The 17,252-nt window shown below is 63.0% G+C and carries 17 protein-coding genes; 3 read left to right on the forward strand and 14 right to left on the reverse strand.

The genetic code is table 11. The features are described from left to right. Positions 1-493 precede the first annotated feature (493 nt). The 3 genes from mrcB to lgt are packed head-to-tail and all read right to left on the reverse strand — an operon-like array spanning position 494 to position 4,506. Entirely contained in the window at positions 494-2,941 is a 2,448-nt protein-coding gene (gene mrcB / locus ACO54Z_RS01975) for a penicillin-binding protein 1B (protein ID WP_485995505.1), read from the reverse strand. A 19-nt stretch (positions 2,942-2,960) separates the two neighbouring features. Next, positions 2,961-3,737 (reverse strand): thymidylate synthase, encoded by a 777-nt coding sequence (locus ACO54Z_RS01980; RefSeq protein WP_485995506.1) that lies wholly within the window; start codon positions 3,735-3,737, stop codon positions 2,961-2,963. Beyond that, on the reverse strand, positions 3,721-4,506 hold the full coding sequence (gene lgt, locus ACO54Z_RS01985) for a prolipoprotein diacylglyceryl transferase (RefSeq protein ID WP_485995507.1): 786 nt from the start codon (positions 4,504-4,506) through the stop codon (positions 3,721-3,723). The genes ACO54Z_RS01980 and lgt overlap by 17 nt, the downstream gene beginning before the upstream one ends. Positions 4,507-4,699: 193 nt before the next feature. On the opposite strand from lgt, the gene ACO54Z_RS01990 reads away from it, so the two are divergent. Further along, positions 4,700-5,047: a cupin domain-containing protein gene (locus ACO54Z_RS01990; RefSeq protein WP_485995508.1), complete on the forward strand. Its 348-nt coding sequence runs from the start codon at positions 4,700-4,702 to the stop codon at positions 5,045-5,047. Between the two features lie 125 nt (positions 5,048-5,172). Here the strand turns inward: ACO54Z_RS01990 and ACO54Z_RS01995 are convergent, their stop codons facing one another. From ACO54Z_RS01995 to ACO54Z_RS02035, 9 genes are all read right to left on the reverse strand, one after another. Then, positions 5,173-5,439 carry a hypothetical protein gene (locus tag ACO54Z_RS01995; RefSeq protein WP_485995509.1) on the reverse strand — a complete coding sequence of 89 codons (267 nt, stop codon included), beginning with the start codon at positions 5,437-5,439 and terminating at the stop codon, positions 5,173-5,175. Continuing rightward, positions 5,436-5,930, reverse strand: coding sequence for a GNAT family N-acetyltransferase (locus tag ACO54Z_RS02000; RefSeq protein WP_485995510.1), 495 nt, complete (start codon positions 5,928-5,930; stop codon positions 5,436-5,438). Before ACO54Z_RS02000 ends, ACO54Z_RS01995 begins: the two co-directional genes overlap by 4 nt. A gap of 239 nt (positions 5,931-6,169) precedes the next feature. Next, the gene (gene serC / locus ACO54Z_RS02005) at positions 6,170-7,249 is read right to left on the reverse strand and encodes a 3-phosphoserine/phosphohydroxythreonine transaminase (protein ID WP_485995511.1); all 1,080 of its coding nucleotides are present in this window, start codon (positions 7,247-7,249) and stop codon (positions 6,170-6,172) included. Positions 7,250-7,267: 18 nt separating this feature from the next. Then, positions 7,268-8,287 carry a nickel/cobalt transporter gene (locus ACO54Z_RS02010; protein ID WP_485995512.1) on the reverse strand — a complete coding sequence of 340 codons (1,020 nt, stop codon included), beginning with the start codon at positions 8,285-8,287 and terminating at the stop codon, positions 7,268-7,270. Then, on the reverse strand, positions 8,284-8,853 hold the full coding sequence (locus tag ACO54Z_RS02015; RefSeq protein WP_485995513.1) for a DUF1007 family protein: 570 nt from the start codon (positions 8,851-8,853) through the stop codon (positions 8,284-8,286). Before ACO54Z_RS02015 ends, ACO54Z_RS02010 begins: the two co-directional genes overlap by 4 nt. A gap of 2 nt (positions 8,854-8,855) precedes the next feature. Continuing rightward, complete coding sequence (locus ACO54Z_RS02020; protein WP_485995514.1) at positions 8,856-9,323, reverse strand: nitrous oxide reductase accessory protein NosL; 468 nt, start codon at positions 9,321-9,323, stop codon at positions 8,856-8,858. A 164-nt stretch (positions 9,324-9,487) separates the two neighbouring features. Continuing rightward, positions 9,488-10,282: a Cof-type HAD-IIB family hydrolase gene (locus tag ACO54Z_RS02025; RefSeq protein WP_485995515.1), complete on the reverse strand. Its 795-nt coding sequence runs from the start codon at positions 10,280-10,282 to the stop codon at positions 9,488-9,490. Between the two features lie 138 nt (positions 10,283-10,420). Next, a complete protein-coding gene (locus ACO54Z_RS02030) occupies positions 10,421-11,227 on the reverse strand; it encodes a Cof-type HAD-IIB family hydrolase (RefSeq protein WP_485995516.1) in 807 nt (268 codons plus the stop codon). 13 nt (positions 11,228-11,240) lie between these two features. Further along, positions 11,241-11,987: a leucine-rich repeat domain-containing protein gene (locus tag ACO54Z_RS02035; protein WP_485995517.1), complete on the reverse strand. Its 747-nt coding sequence runs from the start codon at positions 11,985-11,987 to the stop codon at positions 11,241-11,243. A 103-nt stretch (positions 11,988-12,090) separates the two neighbouring features. Between ACO54Z_RS02035 and ACO54Z_RS02040 the strand changes: the two genes are divergently transcribed. Together ACO54Z_RS02040 and ACO54Z_RS02045 are read left to right on the forward strand one after the other, a co-directional pair. After that, the gene (locus ACO54Z_RS02040) at positions 12,091-12,753 is read left to right on the forward strand and encodes a heme exporter protein CcmB (protein ID WP_485995518.1); all 663 of its coding nucleotides are present in this window, start codon (positions 12,091-12,093) and stop codon (positions 12,751-12,753) included. Positions 12,754-12,771: 18 nt separating this feature from the next. Next, positions 12,772-14,883, forward strand: a complete 2,112-nt coding sequence (locus ACO54Z_RS02045; RefSeq protein WP_485995519.1) for a DUF1963 domain-containing protein — start codon at positions 12,772-12,774, stop codon at positions 14,881-14,883. Positions 14,884-15,018: 135 nt separating this feature from the next. On the opposite strand, the gene cls is transcribed toward ACO54Z_RS02045, so the two are convergent. Together cls and ACO54Z_RS02055 are read right to left on the reverse strand one after the other, a co-directional pair. Further along, positions 15,019-16,476, reverse strand: coding sequence for a cardiolipin synthase (gene cls, locus ACO54Z_RS02050; protein ID WP_485995520.1), 1,458 nt, complete (start codon positions 16,474-16,476; stop codon positions 15,019-15,021). A gap of 17 nt (positions 16,477-16,493) precedes the next feature. Further along, positions 16,494-17,252: hypothetical protein (locus ACO54Z_RS02055; RefSeq protein ID WP_485995521.1), on the reverse strand; the 759-nt coding region annotated here is incomplete at its 5' end.

Raw genomic sequence — 17,252 nt, forward strand, 5'->3', positions numbered from 1 at the left:
TAAGGGCTGTTTACAATTTAGACCTCCCTCTCCCGCAGGGCGAAACCCGCAGCGGGCGGGTTCCGTGCGTAGGGTGTGTGGCGGCGTAGCCGACACGCACGCGGACATTTGACATCGGCAAACGCGTGCGTGCCTGCGGCACACACCCTACAAACTAATGATGTAGCTCACAAAATCGTCGCGACGCAACCGCATTGGATTGGGCGTGTTTACGGCTGAATGGTAAACAGGCCTTAACCAAACCTGCTAATGAAATCATTATGTTATGGCCAATTGTAAACAGCGCCTAGGGTGGTGTGAGCGGTGTTCTTTGTAAATTGAGGTTTGTTTTTCATGTTTGCTGCCCTCACCCCAGCCCTTTCTCTCGCTTCGCGAGCAAAGATTTGTCGCACTTCGTGCGAGCTGCTCCAGTCCCCCACGGAGAAGGGGTTCAAATGGCAAACGGCCCAGGTGCGTCCATGAAAAACGCCGGTTTTCCGGCGTTTTGTGTGGGTCAGTTGCCCGGTCCCCAGCCGGAGACGGGTTGGCCGGTGCTGCCGCCGCCGCCCTGTCCCCAGCCGCTGACGGGCTGGCCACTGCTGCGGCCGCCACCGCCGCCTGCGGGTTGTTCCCATTGCAGGCCGCCGCTGTTGTCAAAGACGCCGGTACCGCCGCCGCCTTCGTCGTCGTCATCGCGCGCGGCCGGTTTGGGCGCGGCGCAGCTTTGGTAGTAGGTCGGCTCGGAGCCGGCGATGAAGGCGTATTCGGCGGCGCGACCGGCGCAGCCTTGTCCGGCGAGGGCGCCGCTGTATTTGTCCACCATGCGGGTGACGATGCCGTCGGGTTTTTTCAGCTCGAGCGGTTCGTTCGGCAGGTTTTTCATGATGTCCATCCAGACGCGCATGGCGCCGGTGCCACCGGTGAGTTTGGTGATTTTGTTCTGGTCGTTGCCAACCCAGACGACGGAGAGCAGGTTGCCGGAGAATCCCGCAAACCAGCTATCGCGGTAGCTGTCGGTGGTGCCGGTTTTGGCGGCGATGTTGAGGCTGGGGCTGATTTTTTCTTTGAGCGCGGTCGCCGTCCCCCGGCGCGGGATTTCCTGCATGGTGGAGACGATGAGGTAGTGCGGCCCCGGCTCGATCGCCTTGACCGCCTTGAGGTCGAAGCGGCTGATGACGGTGCCGTCTTGGGTGGTGATTTCGCGGATGGAGCGCAGCGGGATGAGGTAGCCGCCGCTGGCGAAGGTTTCGTAGATTTGCGCGACTTCAAAGGCGTTCATGCTGACTGCGCCGAGCGAGACGGCGGGGTAGTTCGGCAGGCCTTCGCGCGCGCCGAGGCGTTGCAGGGTGCCGGTGACGTCCTTGATGCCGACATCGAGGGCGAGGCGGGCGGTCGGGATGTTGTAGGAGCGGATGAGGGATTCTTGCAGGGTGACTTTGCCGTGGTTGCGTTTGTCGTAGTTTTTTGGCGACCAGGTGGTTGTGCCCTGTTTGTAGTTGAGCGGGCTGTCGTCAAGCGGGGTGGCCAGCGTGTAGATTTGCGGGTATTCGACCGCGGCGAGGTACACCATCGGTTTGACGACGGAGCCGATGTTGCGCTGCGAGGAGAGGGCGCGGTTGTAGCCCTGTTCGTTGGCGACCCTGGAGCCGACGACGGCCAGCACTTCGGCGTTGCTGGTGTTGACGACGACGGCGGCGCTTTGCAGGAAGTTGCCCTTGAGGCCGTTGCGTTTTTCCAGCGTCGGCAGCGCGCCGGAGAGGGCTTTTTGGGTTTTTTGCTGGATTTGCGGGTCGAGGGTGGTGAAGATGTTGAGGCCGTCTTTGGTGAGGTCTTCGGGTTTGTAGTGTTCTCCCAGTTGTTGGTAAACGAGGTCAACAAAGGCGGGGAAGCGGACGCGGTCGCGCTGGGTTTCAACGTCCACCACGTCCAGCGGCAGGCTTTGTGCGAGTTTTTTGTCGGCTTCGCTGATGAGGCCGTTTTGTTGCATGAGATCAAGCATCATGTTGCGCCGTTCCAGTGCCTTGTCGGGGAAGCGGCGCGGGTCGGCGTTACCGGGCTCGCGCACCAGCGCAATCAGCATCGCGATTTCGTGCAGGCCGAGGTCTTTGAGGTCTTTGTTGAAGTAGTATTCGCTCGCCAGACCAAAGCCGTGGATGGCGCGCTGGCCGTCCTGGCCGAGGTAGATTTCGTTAAGGTAGCCTTCGAGGATGGTTTTTTTGTCGTTGTGGTATTCGATTACGAGCGCCATCAGCATTTCTTTGAGTTTGCGCGATACGGTCTGCTCGCTGCTCAGGTAGTGGTTTTTGATGAATTGTTGGGTGAGGGTACTCGCGCCCTGTTTGCCGGATTTTTGGATGTAGGTGACGTAGATGGAGCGGGCGAGGCCGCGCGGGTCAACGCCGGGGTGTTTCCAGAAGTTTTTGTCTTCGATGGCGATCAGGCTGTCCACCAGCACCGGCGGCACGTCTTCGAGGTTGACCAGTACCCGGTCCTGTTTGTGCGCGGGGTAGATGCTGGCGATGCGTACCGGGTCAAGGCGCTCCAGTACTTCTTCTTCGAGGGTGGTGAGGTTTTGTACGTCGGTGATTTTGTCCTTGTCGAAGCGCACCTGCATTTTCCGCGCCGGGCGGGCGCCGTCCCAGAAGGCAAAGGGCTGGGCGTAGTATTCGACGGTGTCGCCGTCGCGGTGGAACTGTTTGACGTCGTTGAGGTTGGCGGTTTCGCGGTAATCCAGCAGGCGCAGTTCGTTGACCAGATCGTCTGCGGTCAGGGTCGCGCCACGGTAGAGTTCGAGCGGGCGGGCATAGACGCGCGCCGGGACGCTCCACAGTGCGCCGTCCAGGGTGCGGTCGTCGAGGTGGTATTCTTTTTCCAGCTTGAGCGCGTACATGAACAGCAGGACGCAGCCAAAGACGCCGATGATGATCAGGAAGTAGAAGGTGTTTCGGATGAGGCGCAGCAAGGGGTGTCTCCGGTAGGGGTTAGACGGCCACCGGCGCGGGAATGGCCGGGTGGCTTTGGTAATCGGTCAGGGTGATGTCGCTGTACTGGTAGGCGTCAATGGCGGGCGCCGGGCGCAGTTGTAGCGTGGGCAGCGGGAAAGGGGTGCGGGTGAGCTGGGTTTCGGCCTGGGTGAGGTGGTTGTTATAGAGATGAACGTCGCCGCCCGTCCACACCAGTTCGCCCGGCTGTAAACCGGCCTGTTGCGCCATCATGTGAATGAGCAGGGCGTAACTGGCGATGTTGAACGGTACGCCGAGGAAGACGTCCGCCGAGCGCTGGTAGAGTTGGCAGGAGAGGCGGCCGCCCGCGACGTAAAACTGAAACAGCGCGTGGCAGGGGGCGAGCGCCATCTGCGCCAGTTCGCCGACGTTCCAGGCGGAGACTATCATGCGGCGCGAATCAGGTTCATCGAGCAGGGTTTGCAGCACCTGCGCGATTTGGTCATGCCCGCCCCAGTCGCGCCATTGCTTGCCGTAGATGGGGCCGAGGTCGCCGTTCTCGTCCGCCCATTCGTCCCAAATGGAAACGCCGTGTTGCTGCAACCAGCGGACGTTGGTGTCGCCGCGCAAAAACCACAGCAGTTCATAGGCGACGGATTTGAAATGCACCCGCTTGGTGGTCAGCAGCGGAAAACCACGGGCGAGGTCAAAGCGCATCTGGTAGCCGAAGATGGCGCGGGTGCCGGTGCCGGTGCGGTCGCTTTTCGGCGTGCCGTGCGCGAGGATGTGGCGCAGCAGCTCAAGATACGTCTGCACGCGGCCCCCGTCGCAGCATCAGCCAGAGACCGAGGAGAATCATCGGCAGGCTGAGCGCCTGTCCCATGGTGATTTCGCCGATGAGGAAATTGACCTGACCGTCCGGCTGGCGCACCAGCTCCACCAGCGAGCGGAAGACGCCGTAAAGAATGAGGAACAGCCCGGAGACTTGGCCGCTGCGGCGCGGTTTGGCGGAATAAAACCAGATGGCGAGAAAGAGGACGATGCCTTCCAGCCCCGCCTCATAAAGCTGCGACGGGTGGCGCGGAATACCGTCGTGCGTACCGGGGAAGACCATGCCCCACGGCACATCGGTCGGGCGACCCCACAGCTCGCCATTGATGAAATTGCCGATGCGGCCAAAGAACAGCCCCGGCGGAATCATCGGCGCGACGTAGTCATTGACGTCCCAAAAACGCTTGCCCTTCTTGCGGCCAAACAGCCACAGCGCAAACATCACGCCGAGCAGGCCGCCGTGGAAAGACATCCCGCCTTCCCAAATCTTGAACGGATACAACAAATCCTGCGCCCAGTAGCCCATGCCATAAAACAGCACATAACCGATACGTCCGCCCAGCACCACGCCGAGCATCAAATACGTCATCAGGTCGCTGACATCCTCCTTCGACCACGCCGGATTGGATTTCGTGCGCTGCACGCCGAGCAGATAGGCGCAGCCGAAACCGATGACATACATCAGCCCGTACCAGGTCGGATGCACCGGGCCGAGTTTGAAAATATAGGGATTAAATTCGGGGAAGGTGAGCATGAAAACAGAGCCTTGATTTCTGGAAAAACCGCGCCGTGACGCCGGGGAAAAACCGCGCGATGATAGCATAAAAAGCGTGCATTGGCGGGGCGTTGCGGCATAACCAAAAGTCATAACTTGAGAAGAAATCGCATTTGCACGACAGCGGCGGGGGCGCTATAGTCAGCGCTCCATTCACAATCGGAGAAGCTCCATGAAAACCCTGCTGACAGCCGCCCTCATCGCCCTGACTCTGCCCGCCTTCGCCGCCGATGCGCCTGCGGGCAAAGTGCTCACCGACCAGGGCAAAGTCTTTAGCAACAACCACGGCGCCGTGGTACGCAAGACGCTGAAAAACGGCGAGAAAATCGACAAGCACAACCACGAGGGCGAAGACATCGTCTTCAGCGTGATGAGCGGCAAAATCACCGTCATCCTGAACGACAGCGAAAAACACGAACTGCAAGCGGGCGACACGCTGCTGTTCAACGGGAAAAACTTCATCGCTGCCGAAGCGGGCGCCGATGACACCACCGTGGTGATTACGCTGGTAAAAGAGTAAGTACTGCTCACGCACCCATGCAGAAACCGCCCCGAAGGGCGGTTTTTTGTGGTTGCCGGAATGTGCCACGGGGCAGTTCCAAGCGGCAGGTGTAGGGCGACAGGCTCCGCCTACGGGTTGCGCGATTAGGGCGTGTTTACAATTCGGCGGATAAGCCCCTTTCTCGCTGCGCGAGCAAATACTTGTTCCCAGAAGGACTGGAACGGCTCGCGCAGCCCGGCGGCGAGGCCGAGGCGGTTGGGGAAGGTCAATCCCATGAGTTCAACAGGCTTGTCGCCGCGGTAGCGCGCCATCAGGGCGGGCATTCGCGCCAGCAGGGCGAGGATGCAGTTGTGGGCGCGTTCGGGGTCGAGGCGGAAGAGGAGGGGGCGGAGGTATTCGTAGGGGTTCATGGCGTCAGTTCCAGACGGTAGGTGGTGAGATGGACATCGGCGCGCGGTTGCCAGTCGCGTTCCGGGGTGTGGCGGAAGCCGAGGCGTTGGTAGAGGCGGTGCGCGGCGGTCATCCAGGCGGCGCTGGAGAGGACGAGGGCGGTGCATCCGGCATGGCGGGCGTATTCGGTGCTGGCACGGATGAGGGCGCTGCCGATGCCTTGCCGCTGCTGTTCCGGCGTAACGGCGAGGATGCGCAGTTCGGCTTCGTTTACACGGGCAATTTCTTGCCAACGGCTGCCGGGCAGGGCGCAGGTGAGGGTGCCGACCGGCACGCCGTTTTGTCGCGCGACGAGTACCAGCGCCTGTTGCGCGCGTTGGGCGACGTTCAGGATTTCAATGAAGTAGGGGTCGTCTGCGGCAAAACCGCCCGGTGCGTAGGCGCGGGCGGTCAGGCGATCGATGGCGTCGCAGTCGGCGGGTTCGCAGGGGGTGATGTGCAGGGTGGTCATTTTGTCTCTCGGTTTAGAGCGTGTTGACAATTCGGCGAACGAGCCTTCTCCCTATGGGACTGGGACAGCTCGCGAAGCGAGAGAGGGGTTGGGGTGAGGGCGGCAAATGTGAAAAACCGGAATCTTGGGTCATCAATAATACCGCTCACCCCCTCCCCAACCCTCCCCCGCTGCGGGCTTCGCCCTGCAGGGGAGGGGGATTCAATTGTCAATACACCATAGGGGAAGGGCGCTATTATTCAGCGGTTTGCCGCCGCGAAGGCGTCCATGTAGTCAATCAGCGCGTGCACGGCGCGGATGTCGAGCGCGTTGTAGAGGCTGGCGCGGATGCCGCCGACGATTTTGTGGCCTTTGAGACCGGAGAGGCCGTTCTTTTCCGCTTCCTGCCAGAAGCGGGTATCGAGTTCGGCGCTGCGGGTGCGGAAGACGATGTTGGTGCGCGAGCGGTACTGCGGCGCGATGGTGTTGCTGTAGTAGTCGCTTTGGTCGAGGTATTGGTAGAGCAGCGCGGATTTTTCCTGGCTGGCGCGGTCAAAGTGAATGACGCCGCCTTTGCTTTCAATCCACTGCATGACTTTGTGCAGCAGGTAGATTTGCCAGGTGGGCGGGGTGTTGTAGAGGCTGTTGGCGGCGGCGTGCGCGGCGTAGGTGAGGAAACGCGGCACGCGCGGGTGGTCTTCGAGCAGGTCGCGGCGGACAAAGACGAGGGCGATGCCTGCCGGGGCGAGGTTTTTTTGTACGCCGCCATAGACGATGGCGCTGCGCGCCCACGGGATGTCGTTGCGGGTGTAGTAGTCAGAGGAGGCGTCAATCACCAGCGGCGCGGCGGCTTCGGGATAGCTGCGGTACTGGATGCCGTTTACGGTTTCGTTGCTGGTGAGGTAGAGGTAGCGGCAGTCGGCGGGCAGGGCGGGCAGGCTGTCCGGCAGGGTGGTGTAGCCGCCGTCGCGCCCGCTCCAGATGGCTTGCGCTTGGCCGACGCGCTCGGCTTCTTTCAGCGCTTTGTCCGCCCAGACGCCGCTGTCGATGTAGGCGGCGCTGCCGCCGTCGGCGAGCAGGTTGAGCGGAATCATGTCGAATTGTTGGTGTGCGCCGCCGGGCAGGAGCAGTGCCTGGAAGTCGTCCGGCGCGCCGATGAGGCGGCTGGCAAGGGCGAGGGTTTCGTTATGCAGTGCTTCGAAGCGGGCGCTGCGGTGGCTGATTTCCAGCACGGACATGCCGCAGCCCTGGAAGTCGGTCAGTTCGGCGCGCGCTTCTTCCAGTACGGTGAGCGGCAGGGTGCAGGGGCCGGCGCAAAAGTTGTGGATGCGGTGGGTCATGGTTGGTTTTCCTTATGGTTAGCGGGGGAGTCCGACAGGGTTGGCGGGGGAGGGCAGGGCGCTGTTGTCTGTTTGCCAGAGCAGCGCGGCGAGGGCAATGAGGATGATGCCGCCCGCGAGCGCCAGCGTTTGGCTCAGCCGGGCGAAGCGGGCTTCGTCGCGCAACAGGCGGCGGGCGAGGTGCTGTTTGCCGTGATGGCAGAGCAGGGCGATGGCGGTAATGGTGAGCGCGGTACCGCAGGCCATCGCCAGGGTCATGGCGATGCCGGCGGCGGCGATGCCCCAGCTCCAGGCGACGGCGAGGCTCATCACCGCGCCGCTGCACGGGCGGATGCCGATGGCGATAATCGCCGCCCACGGTGTCAGCGGGCGCGCGCCGTGCGGGTGGCAGGCGCAATGGGCGTGGTGGCGGTGCGGGCGGTGGCGCCAGATGATGTAGGCACCGATGGCGGCGACAAGCAGGGCGTTGAGGTGGTTCAGCCACAGGGCGTGATTGACGGTGTCAGCGATGAGCAGGTGCAGCAGTCCCATTGCCAATGCTACCCAGAAGATGGCGCTCACGCCTTGTAGCAGCGCGCCGCCAATGGCGATAGCGAGCGTTTGCCGCCGTGCGGCGGGTTGGCTCAGGGTGAAGGTAGCGATGATGGCTTTGCCGTGACCGGGGCCTATCGCGTGCAGGATGCCGTAGAGGAAGCCGAGGCCGCAGAGGGTGAGCCAGGTGGCGGCGCTGTCGCCGTGCTGGCGCAGGGTTTGCAGTTGCGCGGCAAGGTCGCGTTGCCAGCCGTTTTGCAGGCGTTGCGCGGCAAGGCGCAGCGGTTGCCAGTAGAGGGCAGCGAGGACGAGCAGGGCGGTGAGAATGAGGGCGGGCAGGTAGCGGCGGATAAGCGGGCGGTGCGGCCGTGTTTTGAGGTTGGCGGACGGTTCGGCAGCGGGGTGTGCGGGCGAACCCCACCCCCAACCCCTCCCCCACGGGGGGAGGGGGGAATCGTTGTGCGCGCCGCTTGCGGGCGGCGGTTGTTGGGCGATGCGGTATTTCATGCGCCGCATTGCAGCTCCGAGGTTTGCGCGAAGACGGCACCAAGGCCGGTCGGTGCCTGCGCGTTCTGGTCGAAGCTGGCGGCCAGCTCTTCTTCTTCGGCGGTGGGGTTTGCCTCGCGCACGGTGAGACGGCAGCCGTTATCCCATTGTTTGGGCTGGTCGAGGGCGTAGGTGACGTCCATGTAGTAGCTGTTCTCGTAGATTTTGAAGGTTATTTTGCCGCGCGCCGGGGTTTTCAGCGGCAGAGTGTAGTGGTAGCGCAGGATGCCGCCGCCGGTGTCAATGGCGGTGTCGCGCGGCGCGGCGAAGGCAAGGGTCTGGCTGTAGGTGAAGCCGTGCTGGTCGGCAAAGAACTGGTCAAGGTCTTTTTTGAACTGCGCCAGCGCGGCCGCGTCCTGGTTGCGCTCCAGCAGGATTTCGGAGCTGTAGGGGTCAAATTCCCAGCTTTCGCGCAGCGCGGTGAGCGCGCCGCTGGCGTCGGTTTCCGGGGTGATGCGCAGGTCAATCCACTGGTGCGGGTGGGCGAGGGCAAGCGCCGGGCAGAGGAGGAGCAGCAGGGGTTTCATAGTCATAGTTGCAGGTCGCTGTCGCTGATGTCGTCCGCGCGCAGCACTTTGCCCTGGTGCTCGCCCGCGAATTTTTCGGCGGCGGCTTTTTCGGCGAAGGGGAGGTAGTCGTCCTTGCCGATGAGTTGCGGCGCTTCCGGGGTTTGTACCAGCCAGGCGTCCTTGACGGCAAGCCAGTGCGCCGGGCTGTCGTGCGTGCTGACCCAGGCGGCAAGCGGCTGGTTGGCGGTTTCCGGCAGGCGCAGGTAGGTGAGGGTGGTGCGCACGCTGTCAAACCAGATAACTTCGCCGCTGTCGCTGCGTTGTACTTGGCCTTTGCTGCCGCCGGTGTCGGTCACGCCCATCTGGTTGAAGTAGTCGCGTGCGTCGGCGGGTATGGCGGCGACGGGTTCGGCGGGCGCTTTGGCTTTGTCGTCGCCGCAGGCGGTGAGCAGCAGGGCGAAGGCGAGGAGTGTGAGGGTTTTTTTCATGCGGGTTCCTTGGGTTTTGTGTTTGGGTTCCTCCTACGGGGGAGGGCTGGGGATGGGCGCGAGCGATAAGTGTAAAAAATGAAGTGGTGATTGGTGAGCGATATGGCTTACCCCCTCCCCGTCCCTCCCCCGCTGCGGGCTTCGCCCTGCAGGGGAGGGTGAATTTAGGCAATGATACCGAGCTGTTGCAGCGCGTTATAGATGCCGTCTTCTTCGACGGTGCCGGTCTGGTATTGCGCAAGCGCGCGCAGTTCGGGTACGGCGTCGCCCATTGCCACGCCGAAGCCGACGGTTTTGAACATTTCCACGTCGTTCAGGCCGTCGCCAAATGCCATCGTCTCGGCAAGTGGTACGCCGAGCGCTGCGCAGACGCGCCTGATGCCACGCGCCTTGCTGCCGTCGGCGTGCAGTAAATCGACGGAGAAGGGGTGCCAGCGCATCGCGTGGTAGTCGCGCCCCAGTTCGCCGCTGTCGTTCAGCGCCGCTTCTTCGGCGGGGTCGATGTAGAGCAGGTATTGGTACACCGGCTGGTGGCGGTAGTAGTCGGGGTCAATGATGTAGTCGCCGATGCCGGTGAGGGCGTCGTCCATGCGCGCGCTTTGGCGGTTGGACGCCATTTGTCCGGCGCCGACGTAGGTGTAGTCCCAGCCGTGGCGGGCGAAGAGGGCGTTGAAGCGTTCGATTTCGTCGAGGGTCATCGGGTTGGTGGCGAGCGGTTCGCCCCGGTACTGGTTGTACTGGCCGTTGATGGTGATGAACAGTTCGATGTTCTCGGCGGCGGCGAGTGCGCGGATTTTCGCGGGCAGGGCGGCGAGCGAGCGGCCTGTTGCAATCGCCGGGATGATGCCGCGCGCTTTCAGGGCGCGGATGGCGGCGGGGACGCTGTCCGGCAGGTAGTCGCTGCTTTTGCGGTAGAGGGTTTCGTCGATGTCGAAGAAGATGATTTTGGGGGTTTTCATCGGGTGTTTTTGCGGGTGTGTGGAAAGGGGAATGTTGTCGCTGGCGTGGGTTGTTTGCTGCCCCCACCCCGACCCTCCCCCACGGGGGAGGAGGCATATTGGTTGTAATCGCGGTAGCGGTTGCCAGATTCTGTTGTCTTAAGTCCATGCCGGGCCGGGGATGATGCCGAGGTGGACAAGGGCGTTATAGACGCCGTGTTGTTCCAGCGGGGTGGTGATGTACTTCGCGAGCGCTTTCAGTTCGTCGCGACCGTCGCCCATCGCCACGCCAAAGCCGACGGTTTTGAACATTTCGAGGTCGTTCAGTTCGTCGCCGAAGGCCATTGTCGCCGCGAGGTCGATGCCGCGTGCGGCGCAGATGGCGCGGATGCCGCGCGCCTTGCTGCCGTCGGCGTGCAAGAGGTCGATGCCGAGCGGGTGCCAGCGGATCATCTGGTAGCCGCGTTGCAGGATGCCGCTGGCGGCAAACGCCGCTTCTTCTTCGGCGGTGATGAAGACGTTCATCTGGTAAACGGGGTGGCGCTGCCAGTAGTCGGGGTCGGTGCTATACGGCACGGTGCCGTAGAGCGAGTCATGCACGCGCTGGCGGTCAGATGACAGCGCCATGCGTTCTTCCGAGGTGCAGCCGTAATCCCAGTCGTGGGCGCGGCAGACGCGGACGATTTCGGCGATGTCGGCGGGGTCGATGGGGTGGGTGGCAATCGCCTCGCCGCGGTAGGTGTTGTACTGGCCGTTGATGGCGACGAGTACGTCGAGGCCGACGGTGTCAATCAGCGCGCGGATTTTCGCGGGCAGGGCGCAGGGGCTACGGCCTGTTGCAATGGCGGTGAGCACGCCCGCCTGATGCAGGGCGCGGAAGGCGGGCAGCACGGATTCGGGCATGAAGTCCTGCCATTTGCGGAACAGGGTGTCGTCGATGTCGAAGAAGATGATTTTGGGGGTCATGGCGGGTTGTCGTTCAAGGGGTGGATGGGTAGCGGGAGAGTACTTGTTTTTCAAACTTTTTTTGTGCCGGTGTGAGTTTGACGGGCGCGTCAATCAGCAGCAGTTGCAGTTTGTTCAGCCGGGTGATTTCGGCAGGCAGCGCGGTAAGCGGGTTGGCGTGCAGCCTGAGCTCAAGCAGCTCCTGCAAGTTACCGATTTCCGGCGGCAGGTGGTCAAGCTGGTTGAAGCCGAGATCCAAATCTGCCAGTTGGCGCAGCTCAAACAGTCCGGGCGGCAGGTCGGTCAGCCCGCAACCAGAGACATTTAGACTCCGTAGTTGCTGAAATTTACCGATTTCCGGCGGCAGGCGGGTGAGCGGGTTATCCATTAGCGAGACGGTACTCAGTTGCGGCAGTTGAAAGAGTACGGTGGGGAAATCGGTAAAGCGGTTGCCGTCAAGCCCAATGAAGTACAGTTGCCGCAGGTTGGTGATTTCGGCGGGTAACTCGGCAAGGCTGTTGTTTTGCAGCTGGAGACGTTCCAGTTGCCGCAGTTCGCCGATTTCCGGCGGCAGATAGGTGATTTTGGGTCTGTTTGACCAATCATTCTGAAATAAATGCAATGCGTCCAGCTTGAGCAGGGCATCGCGTTCGCGCGGCAGGATGTCGGCGGGAATCTGGAATTCGTCCGCCCAGGCGTTGAGGCGGGCGACCCAGTCGTCATCAGCCGCCAGCGCCGGGGTCAGGCAGGCGAGGGCAAAAAAGGCGAGGATTTTGCGCATGGTTACTCCTTCGGGACGCGGAAAAACCGCGCCATGATAGCGCATCTGGATTTACACCTGCGCAGCCGCTAAGCTGCGCCGCTCCATAACTATCCCGCCTGCCATGCTCCCGCTCCTCATCCGCCGCGAATTGCGCGCCAGCCTGCGCAACCCGCACACCCTGCTGCAACCCGTGCTGTTCTTCATCCTCACCATCTGCCTTTTTCCGCTCGCCAGCGGCGCGGACAACGACGCCCTTGCCCGCATCGCCCCGGCGGCGCTGTGGATTGCGCTTTTGCTCGCCGCGCTACTTGCGAGCGAACAGCTTTTCGCCGAAGACTACGCCGACGGCACCCTGAGCCAGGACCGCATCCACCTGCCTGAATTGTGGCAACTGCTCGCCGCCAAACTCGCCGCCGCCTGGCTGCGCTTCACCCTGCCGCTACTCACGGTATTGCCGCTGCTCGCGATGATGCTGCACATCCCGGCGGCAAAATTGCCCGCGCTGGCGGCGCTGCTCGCGCTCGGCAGCCTGCCGCTGTTGCTGGTTGGCACACTCGGCGCGGTGCTGACGCTGGCGCACAGCCACGGCACGTTTCTGCGCTTTCTCATCGTTGTGCCGCTGTACATCCCGGTGCTGATTATCGGCGTCACCGCCAGCCACGACAGCCTGCTCGGTCTCGCCATCAACGGCCACTACGCGCTGCTCGGCGCGTTTAACCTGTTCGCGCTCATCACCATTATCCCGTTCGGTACGCTGGCAATCCGCGCGCAGGGGTTGCCTTAACTTTCAAGGAAAACACCCATGACCGACCCCATCTTCTCATGGCTGCAAAGCCGCCTTTCGCCCGCTGCCCTCGCGCAAGTACGCGCCAGCGGCAAAGCAGCGCTGCCTTACCGCCTGCATCCGGCGCACGATTTGGCGGCGACCGCCTCGCGCATCGGCGGCATCGGCTATTGGCCAGAAGAGCGCGATTACCCGCGCAATGCCGCCGGGCAACCGCTGGCGCTGCTGGCGCAGTTCAACCTCGGCGAACTGCCGCCCGGCGCGGCGCAGGCGCTCGGTTTGCCGGAAAGCGGCCTGCTCGCCTTTTATATCGACCCGCAAAGCGACCTCTATGGCGCGCATTTCGACAACCCGCGCGACGCCAGCGGCTGCCGCTGTGTGTACTTCGCCGACACCGCCGCGCCGTCGCTCACCCGCGACGCGCAACGTGCACTGTTTAGCGCCGCTGCCTTTCCCTATCTTGATGCAGGCGGTGATGATGATGACGACGATAACGGTGATGACGATGACGGCGCCGTATCGGCACTCTGGCAGTATGTGTATGACATTCTCGACGGCAAAGCCGCCGCACCTGAAGCAACACCGCCCGCCGCGGCGGAACAACAGGACGACCCGCTGCGCCCGCCCGCGTGGGAGGGCTTCCGTATGTGGTTGCAACAAGCCAACCTGTTCATTCACGCGCTGGATGATGCCGCCCTGAATCGCCGCTGGACGGCAGAACTCACCGCTTTTGCCGCCGGACTGCCCGCGCATCTGGCGCACCTCGCCCCCCTCAGTTTTAGCCACGCCCTCAAAACCCTGCACGCCGCTTTCCCGCAGACCGCCGCATACCTTGCCGCGAGTACCGACCCGCGCGCCGCACAATGGGCAGAAGGCATTTACGACGCCCAATCCCGTTTCTTCGCAACTTGCTGGGCGGCAGACCCGGCTGCGGAAATCCGTGCCTGGATGACGCGTCATGCCGCCGTGGCCGCGCATATCGGCGACGATACCCTTACCCGCCTGTGGACGGCGGCGGCAAACGCATGGCATGGCAAAGAAGCGGCACTTGCCCGCCAACTGCAAGCATTGCACATCGGCAGTATTGACGCCCTGCATACGGCGCTCACCGCAGATGGCGCGCCCTTTGCCGCCTGCCAGCGCCGCATTGAGTCGTTAGCGCAAGAACTGCCCGGCGATGAATATTTATGGCAGCCGCAGATGGATGGCGTGCCGCCGTTATTTTGGCAGGACTTTGTTGCCGAAAACCGCCGCGCCACCGCGCGCAGCCGCGAGAAGCTGCGCCGCCTGAGAGAAGCTATGGAAGCGTGCGAACAGCGCTGGCAGGCGGAGAAAAATGACGCGCCCGCAACAGCCGCTGCCCGTGAAGCTGGCGGGGAGGACGCGGGCGGGCAGCTTGCCGACTGGTACGAAAATATGCGCGCTTCCCTGATGGACACCATCGCCCGCGCCAATGCCGACAGTGACCCGGCGGAACAGGCGGCAGTGCAGGCGGTTATCGGTCAGTTTCTTGCCGCCTTCGATGCCGACGTTGCCGCCGAAAACCACGGCGAGCTGACACAACAATGGCAGGAAGAACGCCCGCGCGTCGCCGCGCTGCAGGTCGCCAGCCCGTACCAGCTCGGCGTCGCTGTGTCGCTGCAAATGCCGCGCAGCCTCACGCTTTGGCAGCAGCGCCACCACGCGATGCCGCCCGCCTGGCAGGTGATTGACGCTACCCTGCCGCGCGAAGAGGACTGGTTTCACCCGGTGGACGGCGAATACGCCATTGCCTGGCAGCCGCTCACCACCCGCTACCTGCTGCGCGACAACGGCGAATTTACCCGCCACTACGGCTCGGAGCAGCCACAATGGCTGGGCGAAAACGGGCTGGATGCGTGGGAGCTGGAGCAGCTGCTTGACGAACACCAGTCAAACAACACCCTCGGCGGCGACCCGTACTTCACTCAATACGACCCGCGCGATGCGGGCGACGACGATGTGCTGCTGTTCCAGCTCGATAGCGCCGGACATGACAGCGGCGTGGAAGTTTTGTGGGGCGACAGCGGCATCGGTATGTTTTTCCTCCGCCCCGCCGACCTGCGCGCTCGCCGCTTTGAACGTGCGTGGTTTTACTGGGATTGTTGCTGAACCGCAGATAGCAAGAACCCCGCTGTTGCGGGGTTTCTTGTCGGGAAGTTATGGCGGGGTGTCTGCCCGGGCGGCCATTTTCAGAAAACGTAGGGGCGGTTAGCGACAGCGTAACCGCCCCGCAAATGCCGCTGTTTACAACAACGGACTTACCAGGCGCACGCAGCGTTCGATGAAGCGCTGCACACGGCGGCGTTGTTGCCATTTTTTCAGCGATACCGCTTCGCTGTCCTTGAGGTAGCCATCCAGCAGCGTGCCGATGGCGGCGACGGTCTCCGGCGTATAGACCGCGAGGCTCAGCTCCAGGTTGAGGTAGAAGCTGCGCATATCCATGTTCACCGTGCCGAAGAGGGCAAAGCGCCCGTCTATCACCACCGCCTTGGTGTGCAGCAGGCCGCCGCCGTACATTTTCAGGCGCACGCCTGCGTCCAGAAGTGGCTGGTAGTAGGCGCGGCTGGCGTAGCGCACCAGGCGCGAATCGACGCGGCGCGGCAGGATGAGCACGACTTCCACGCCCCGGCGCGCGGTGATAATCAGCGTGTTCAGCAGCGCTTCGTCCGGAACGAAGTAGGGCGTGCTGATGACGACGCGCTCCTGGGCGACGTTGAGCGCGTTGCAGAGGACGTCGTAAACGAGTGCGGTGTCGCCGCCCGGCTGCGACGGTACCACTTGCAACTGGCTGCCACCGCTTGCGGGCGCGCGCGGCGGCATTTCATCGACGTAGCCGTTGAGGCGCTCCAGCGTCGCGCTCAGGTTGTGGTCGTTTTCTACCGCCCAGTCGCCGTAGAACATCGCCGCCAGCTCTTGCGCAATCGGGCCTTCGCAACGCATTACCGCATCGACCCATTCGCCCACGCCCGCGTTCTGCTTGAAGAGACGCGGATCGACGAGGTTGTAGCTGCCGGTGTAGGCGATGCGGTAATCGACGACGAGGATTTTGCGGTGGTTGCGCAGGTCGCTGCGTACCCACAGGCTTTTCAGCACGCCGACCGGCAAGGCTTCGGTCACTTCCACCCCCGCGTCGCGCAGCCGCTGCGGCCACGGTGAACGCCAAAAGCTGCTGCTGCCGAGCGCGTCTGCAAGTAACTGGCAACGCACACCGCGTTCCGCCGCCTGCATCAGCGCCTCCAGTACCGCCTCGACGCGGCCACTGCCTTCGACGATGTAAAACGCCAAGAGACAGCAATGTTGCGCCGCGTGGATGTCGGCGGTGAAGGCGCGGAGGATGGCGTCGGTGTCGGCGAGCAGCCGGGTCTGGTTGCCACCGGTCGGCACATAGCGCGCCTCGCTCTGTATCAGGCGGGCAATCTGGCGGAATCGGGTTTCGCTGGCGGGCTCGCAGGGCGGCGGCAGGAAGCGGTCGGCAAAGGCGTCGTGAAAGGCGAGGAGTTCGGCGTGGCGCTTGGCGCGTTCGCGGCCCAGTTTGGGTTCGCCGATGAGCAGATAGGTGATGACACCGAGGATGGGGAAGGCAAAGAGCGCGGTCAGCCAGGCGAGCGCGGCGCTGCTGGTGCGGCGCGAGTAGATGACGCGCAGCGCGATGGTGACAGAGAGGCAGAAGTGAAAGAGGACAAGCAGTTCGGTCCAGTACATGGCGGCTCCGGGTGGGGTCAGAAGAGTTCTTCGCCGTCGGGGATGTTGCAGTGGCTGAAGAGTTGTTCGTGGATGCGCCCGCGTTCGCCGGGTTCGGCCATGCGGTTTTTCCAGGCGGTCATGACGTGCTGGCGCAGGTGCTCTTGTGAGGCGGGCAGTTCGCTGACGATGCCGATGCCGGATTCGATGCTGGTCTGGCGCAGGTCGTTGGCGATGGCGTTCAAGATGGGGTTGTTTTCGACGATGCCGTTGATGTCGCTCGCCATCACCGCGTCTTTGCCGTGGTAGAGGCGGCTGGCGTTGAGGTAGGCGAGCATTTCGTACATGACGTCGGCGCAGGCGAAGAAGCTGTCTTTCAGTGCGTCGGCGCGTGCTTTTTGTTCCTGGTAGCGCTGATAGAGTTTGTCGTATTCGGCCTGGGTGTAGAGTGCGGGGCCGTCGGCGGTTTGGGCTTCGCCCGCGGCGGCAGGGGTGGCGCTGGCAGCGGCAACGGCGGGACTGATTTCTTCTTGCAGCAGTTGCCAGGCGGGGACGAGCGGGTTGATGTCGTCGGGGTTGATGGTTTTTTCGGGCGGGACGGATGATGCCCCGGTTTCTGCCGGAGCAGGCGGAGGCGAGACGGGTACGGTTTCGGTAAACAGGGTTGTGGTCGTGACCGCTTCAGTTGGTGGTGTGGAATCTGCTGGTTCAGCGGCAGGCGGAGGGGCGACGGGTACGGTTTCGGTTTCGGTAAACAGGGTTGTGGTCGTGACCGCTTCAGTTGGTGGTGTGGAATC

The organism is Cardiobacterium sp., from assembly GCF_057314735.1.

Excerpts from the sequence above, each read along its gene's own strand:
- ACO54Z_RS02025 (WP_485995515.1), bottom strand. The coding sequence starts at position 10,282 with ATGAAAACCCCCAAAATCATCTTCTTCGACATCGACGAAACCCTCTAC.
- ACO54Z_RS02020 (WP_485995514.1), bottom strand. The coding sequence starts at position 9,323 with ATGAAAAAAACCCTCACACTCCTCGCCTTCGCCCTGCTGCTCACCGCC.
- cls (WP_485995520.1), bottom strand. The coding sequence starts at position 16,476 with ATGTACTGGACCGAACTGCTTGTCCTCTTTCACTTCTGCCTCTCTGTC.
- ACO54Z_RS01995 (WP_485995509.1), bottom strand. The coding sequence starts at position 5,439 with ATGAACCCCTACGAATACCTCCGCCCCCTCCTCTTCCGCCTCGACCCC.
- ACO54Z_RS02040 (WP_485995518.1), top strand. The coding sequence starts at position 12,091 with ATGCTCCCGCTCCTCATCCGCCGCGAATTGCGCGCCAGCCTGCGCAAC.
- ACO54Z_RS02000 (WP_485995510.1), bottom strand. The coding sequence starts at position 5,930 with ATGACCACCCTGCACATCACCCCCTGCGAACCCGCCGACTGCGACGCC.
- ACO54Z_RS02015 (WP_485995513.1), bottom strand. The coding sequence starts at position 8,853 with ATGAAACCCCTGCTGCTCCTCCTCTGCCCGGCGCTTGCCCTCGCCCAC.
- ACO54Z_RS02010 (WP_485995512.1), bottom strand. The coding sequence starts at position 8,287 with ATGAAATACCGCATCGCCCAACAACCGCCGCCCGCAAGCGGCGCGCAC.
- ACO54Z_RS02030 (WP_485995516.1), bottom strand. The coding sequence starts at position 11,227 with ATGACCCCCAAAATCATCTTCTTCGACATCGACGACACCCTGTTCCGC.
- ACO54Z_RS02035 (WP_485995517.1), bottom strand. The coding sequence starts at position 11,987 with ATGCGCAAAATCCTCGCCTTTTTTGCCCTCGCCTGCCTGACCCCGGCG.
- ACO54Z_RS02045 (WP_485995519.1), top strand. The coding sequence starts at position 12,772 with ATGACCGACCCCATCTTCTCATGGCTGCAAAGCCGCCTTTCGCCCGCT.
- serC (WP_485995511.1), bottom strand. The coding sequence starts at position 7,249 with ATGACCCACCGCATCCACAACTTTTGCGCCGGCCCCTGCACCCTGCCG.
- lgt (WP_485995507.1), bottom strand. The coding sequence starts at position 4,506 with ATGCTCACCTTCCCCGAATTTAATCCCTATATTTTCAAACTCGGCCCG.
- ACO54Z_RS01990 (WP_485995508.1), top strand. The coding sequence starts at position 4,700 with ATGAAAACCCTGCTGACAGCCGCCCTCATCGCCCTGACTCTGCCCGCC.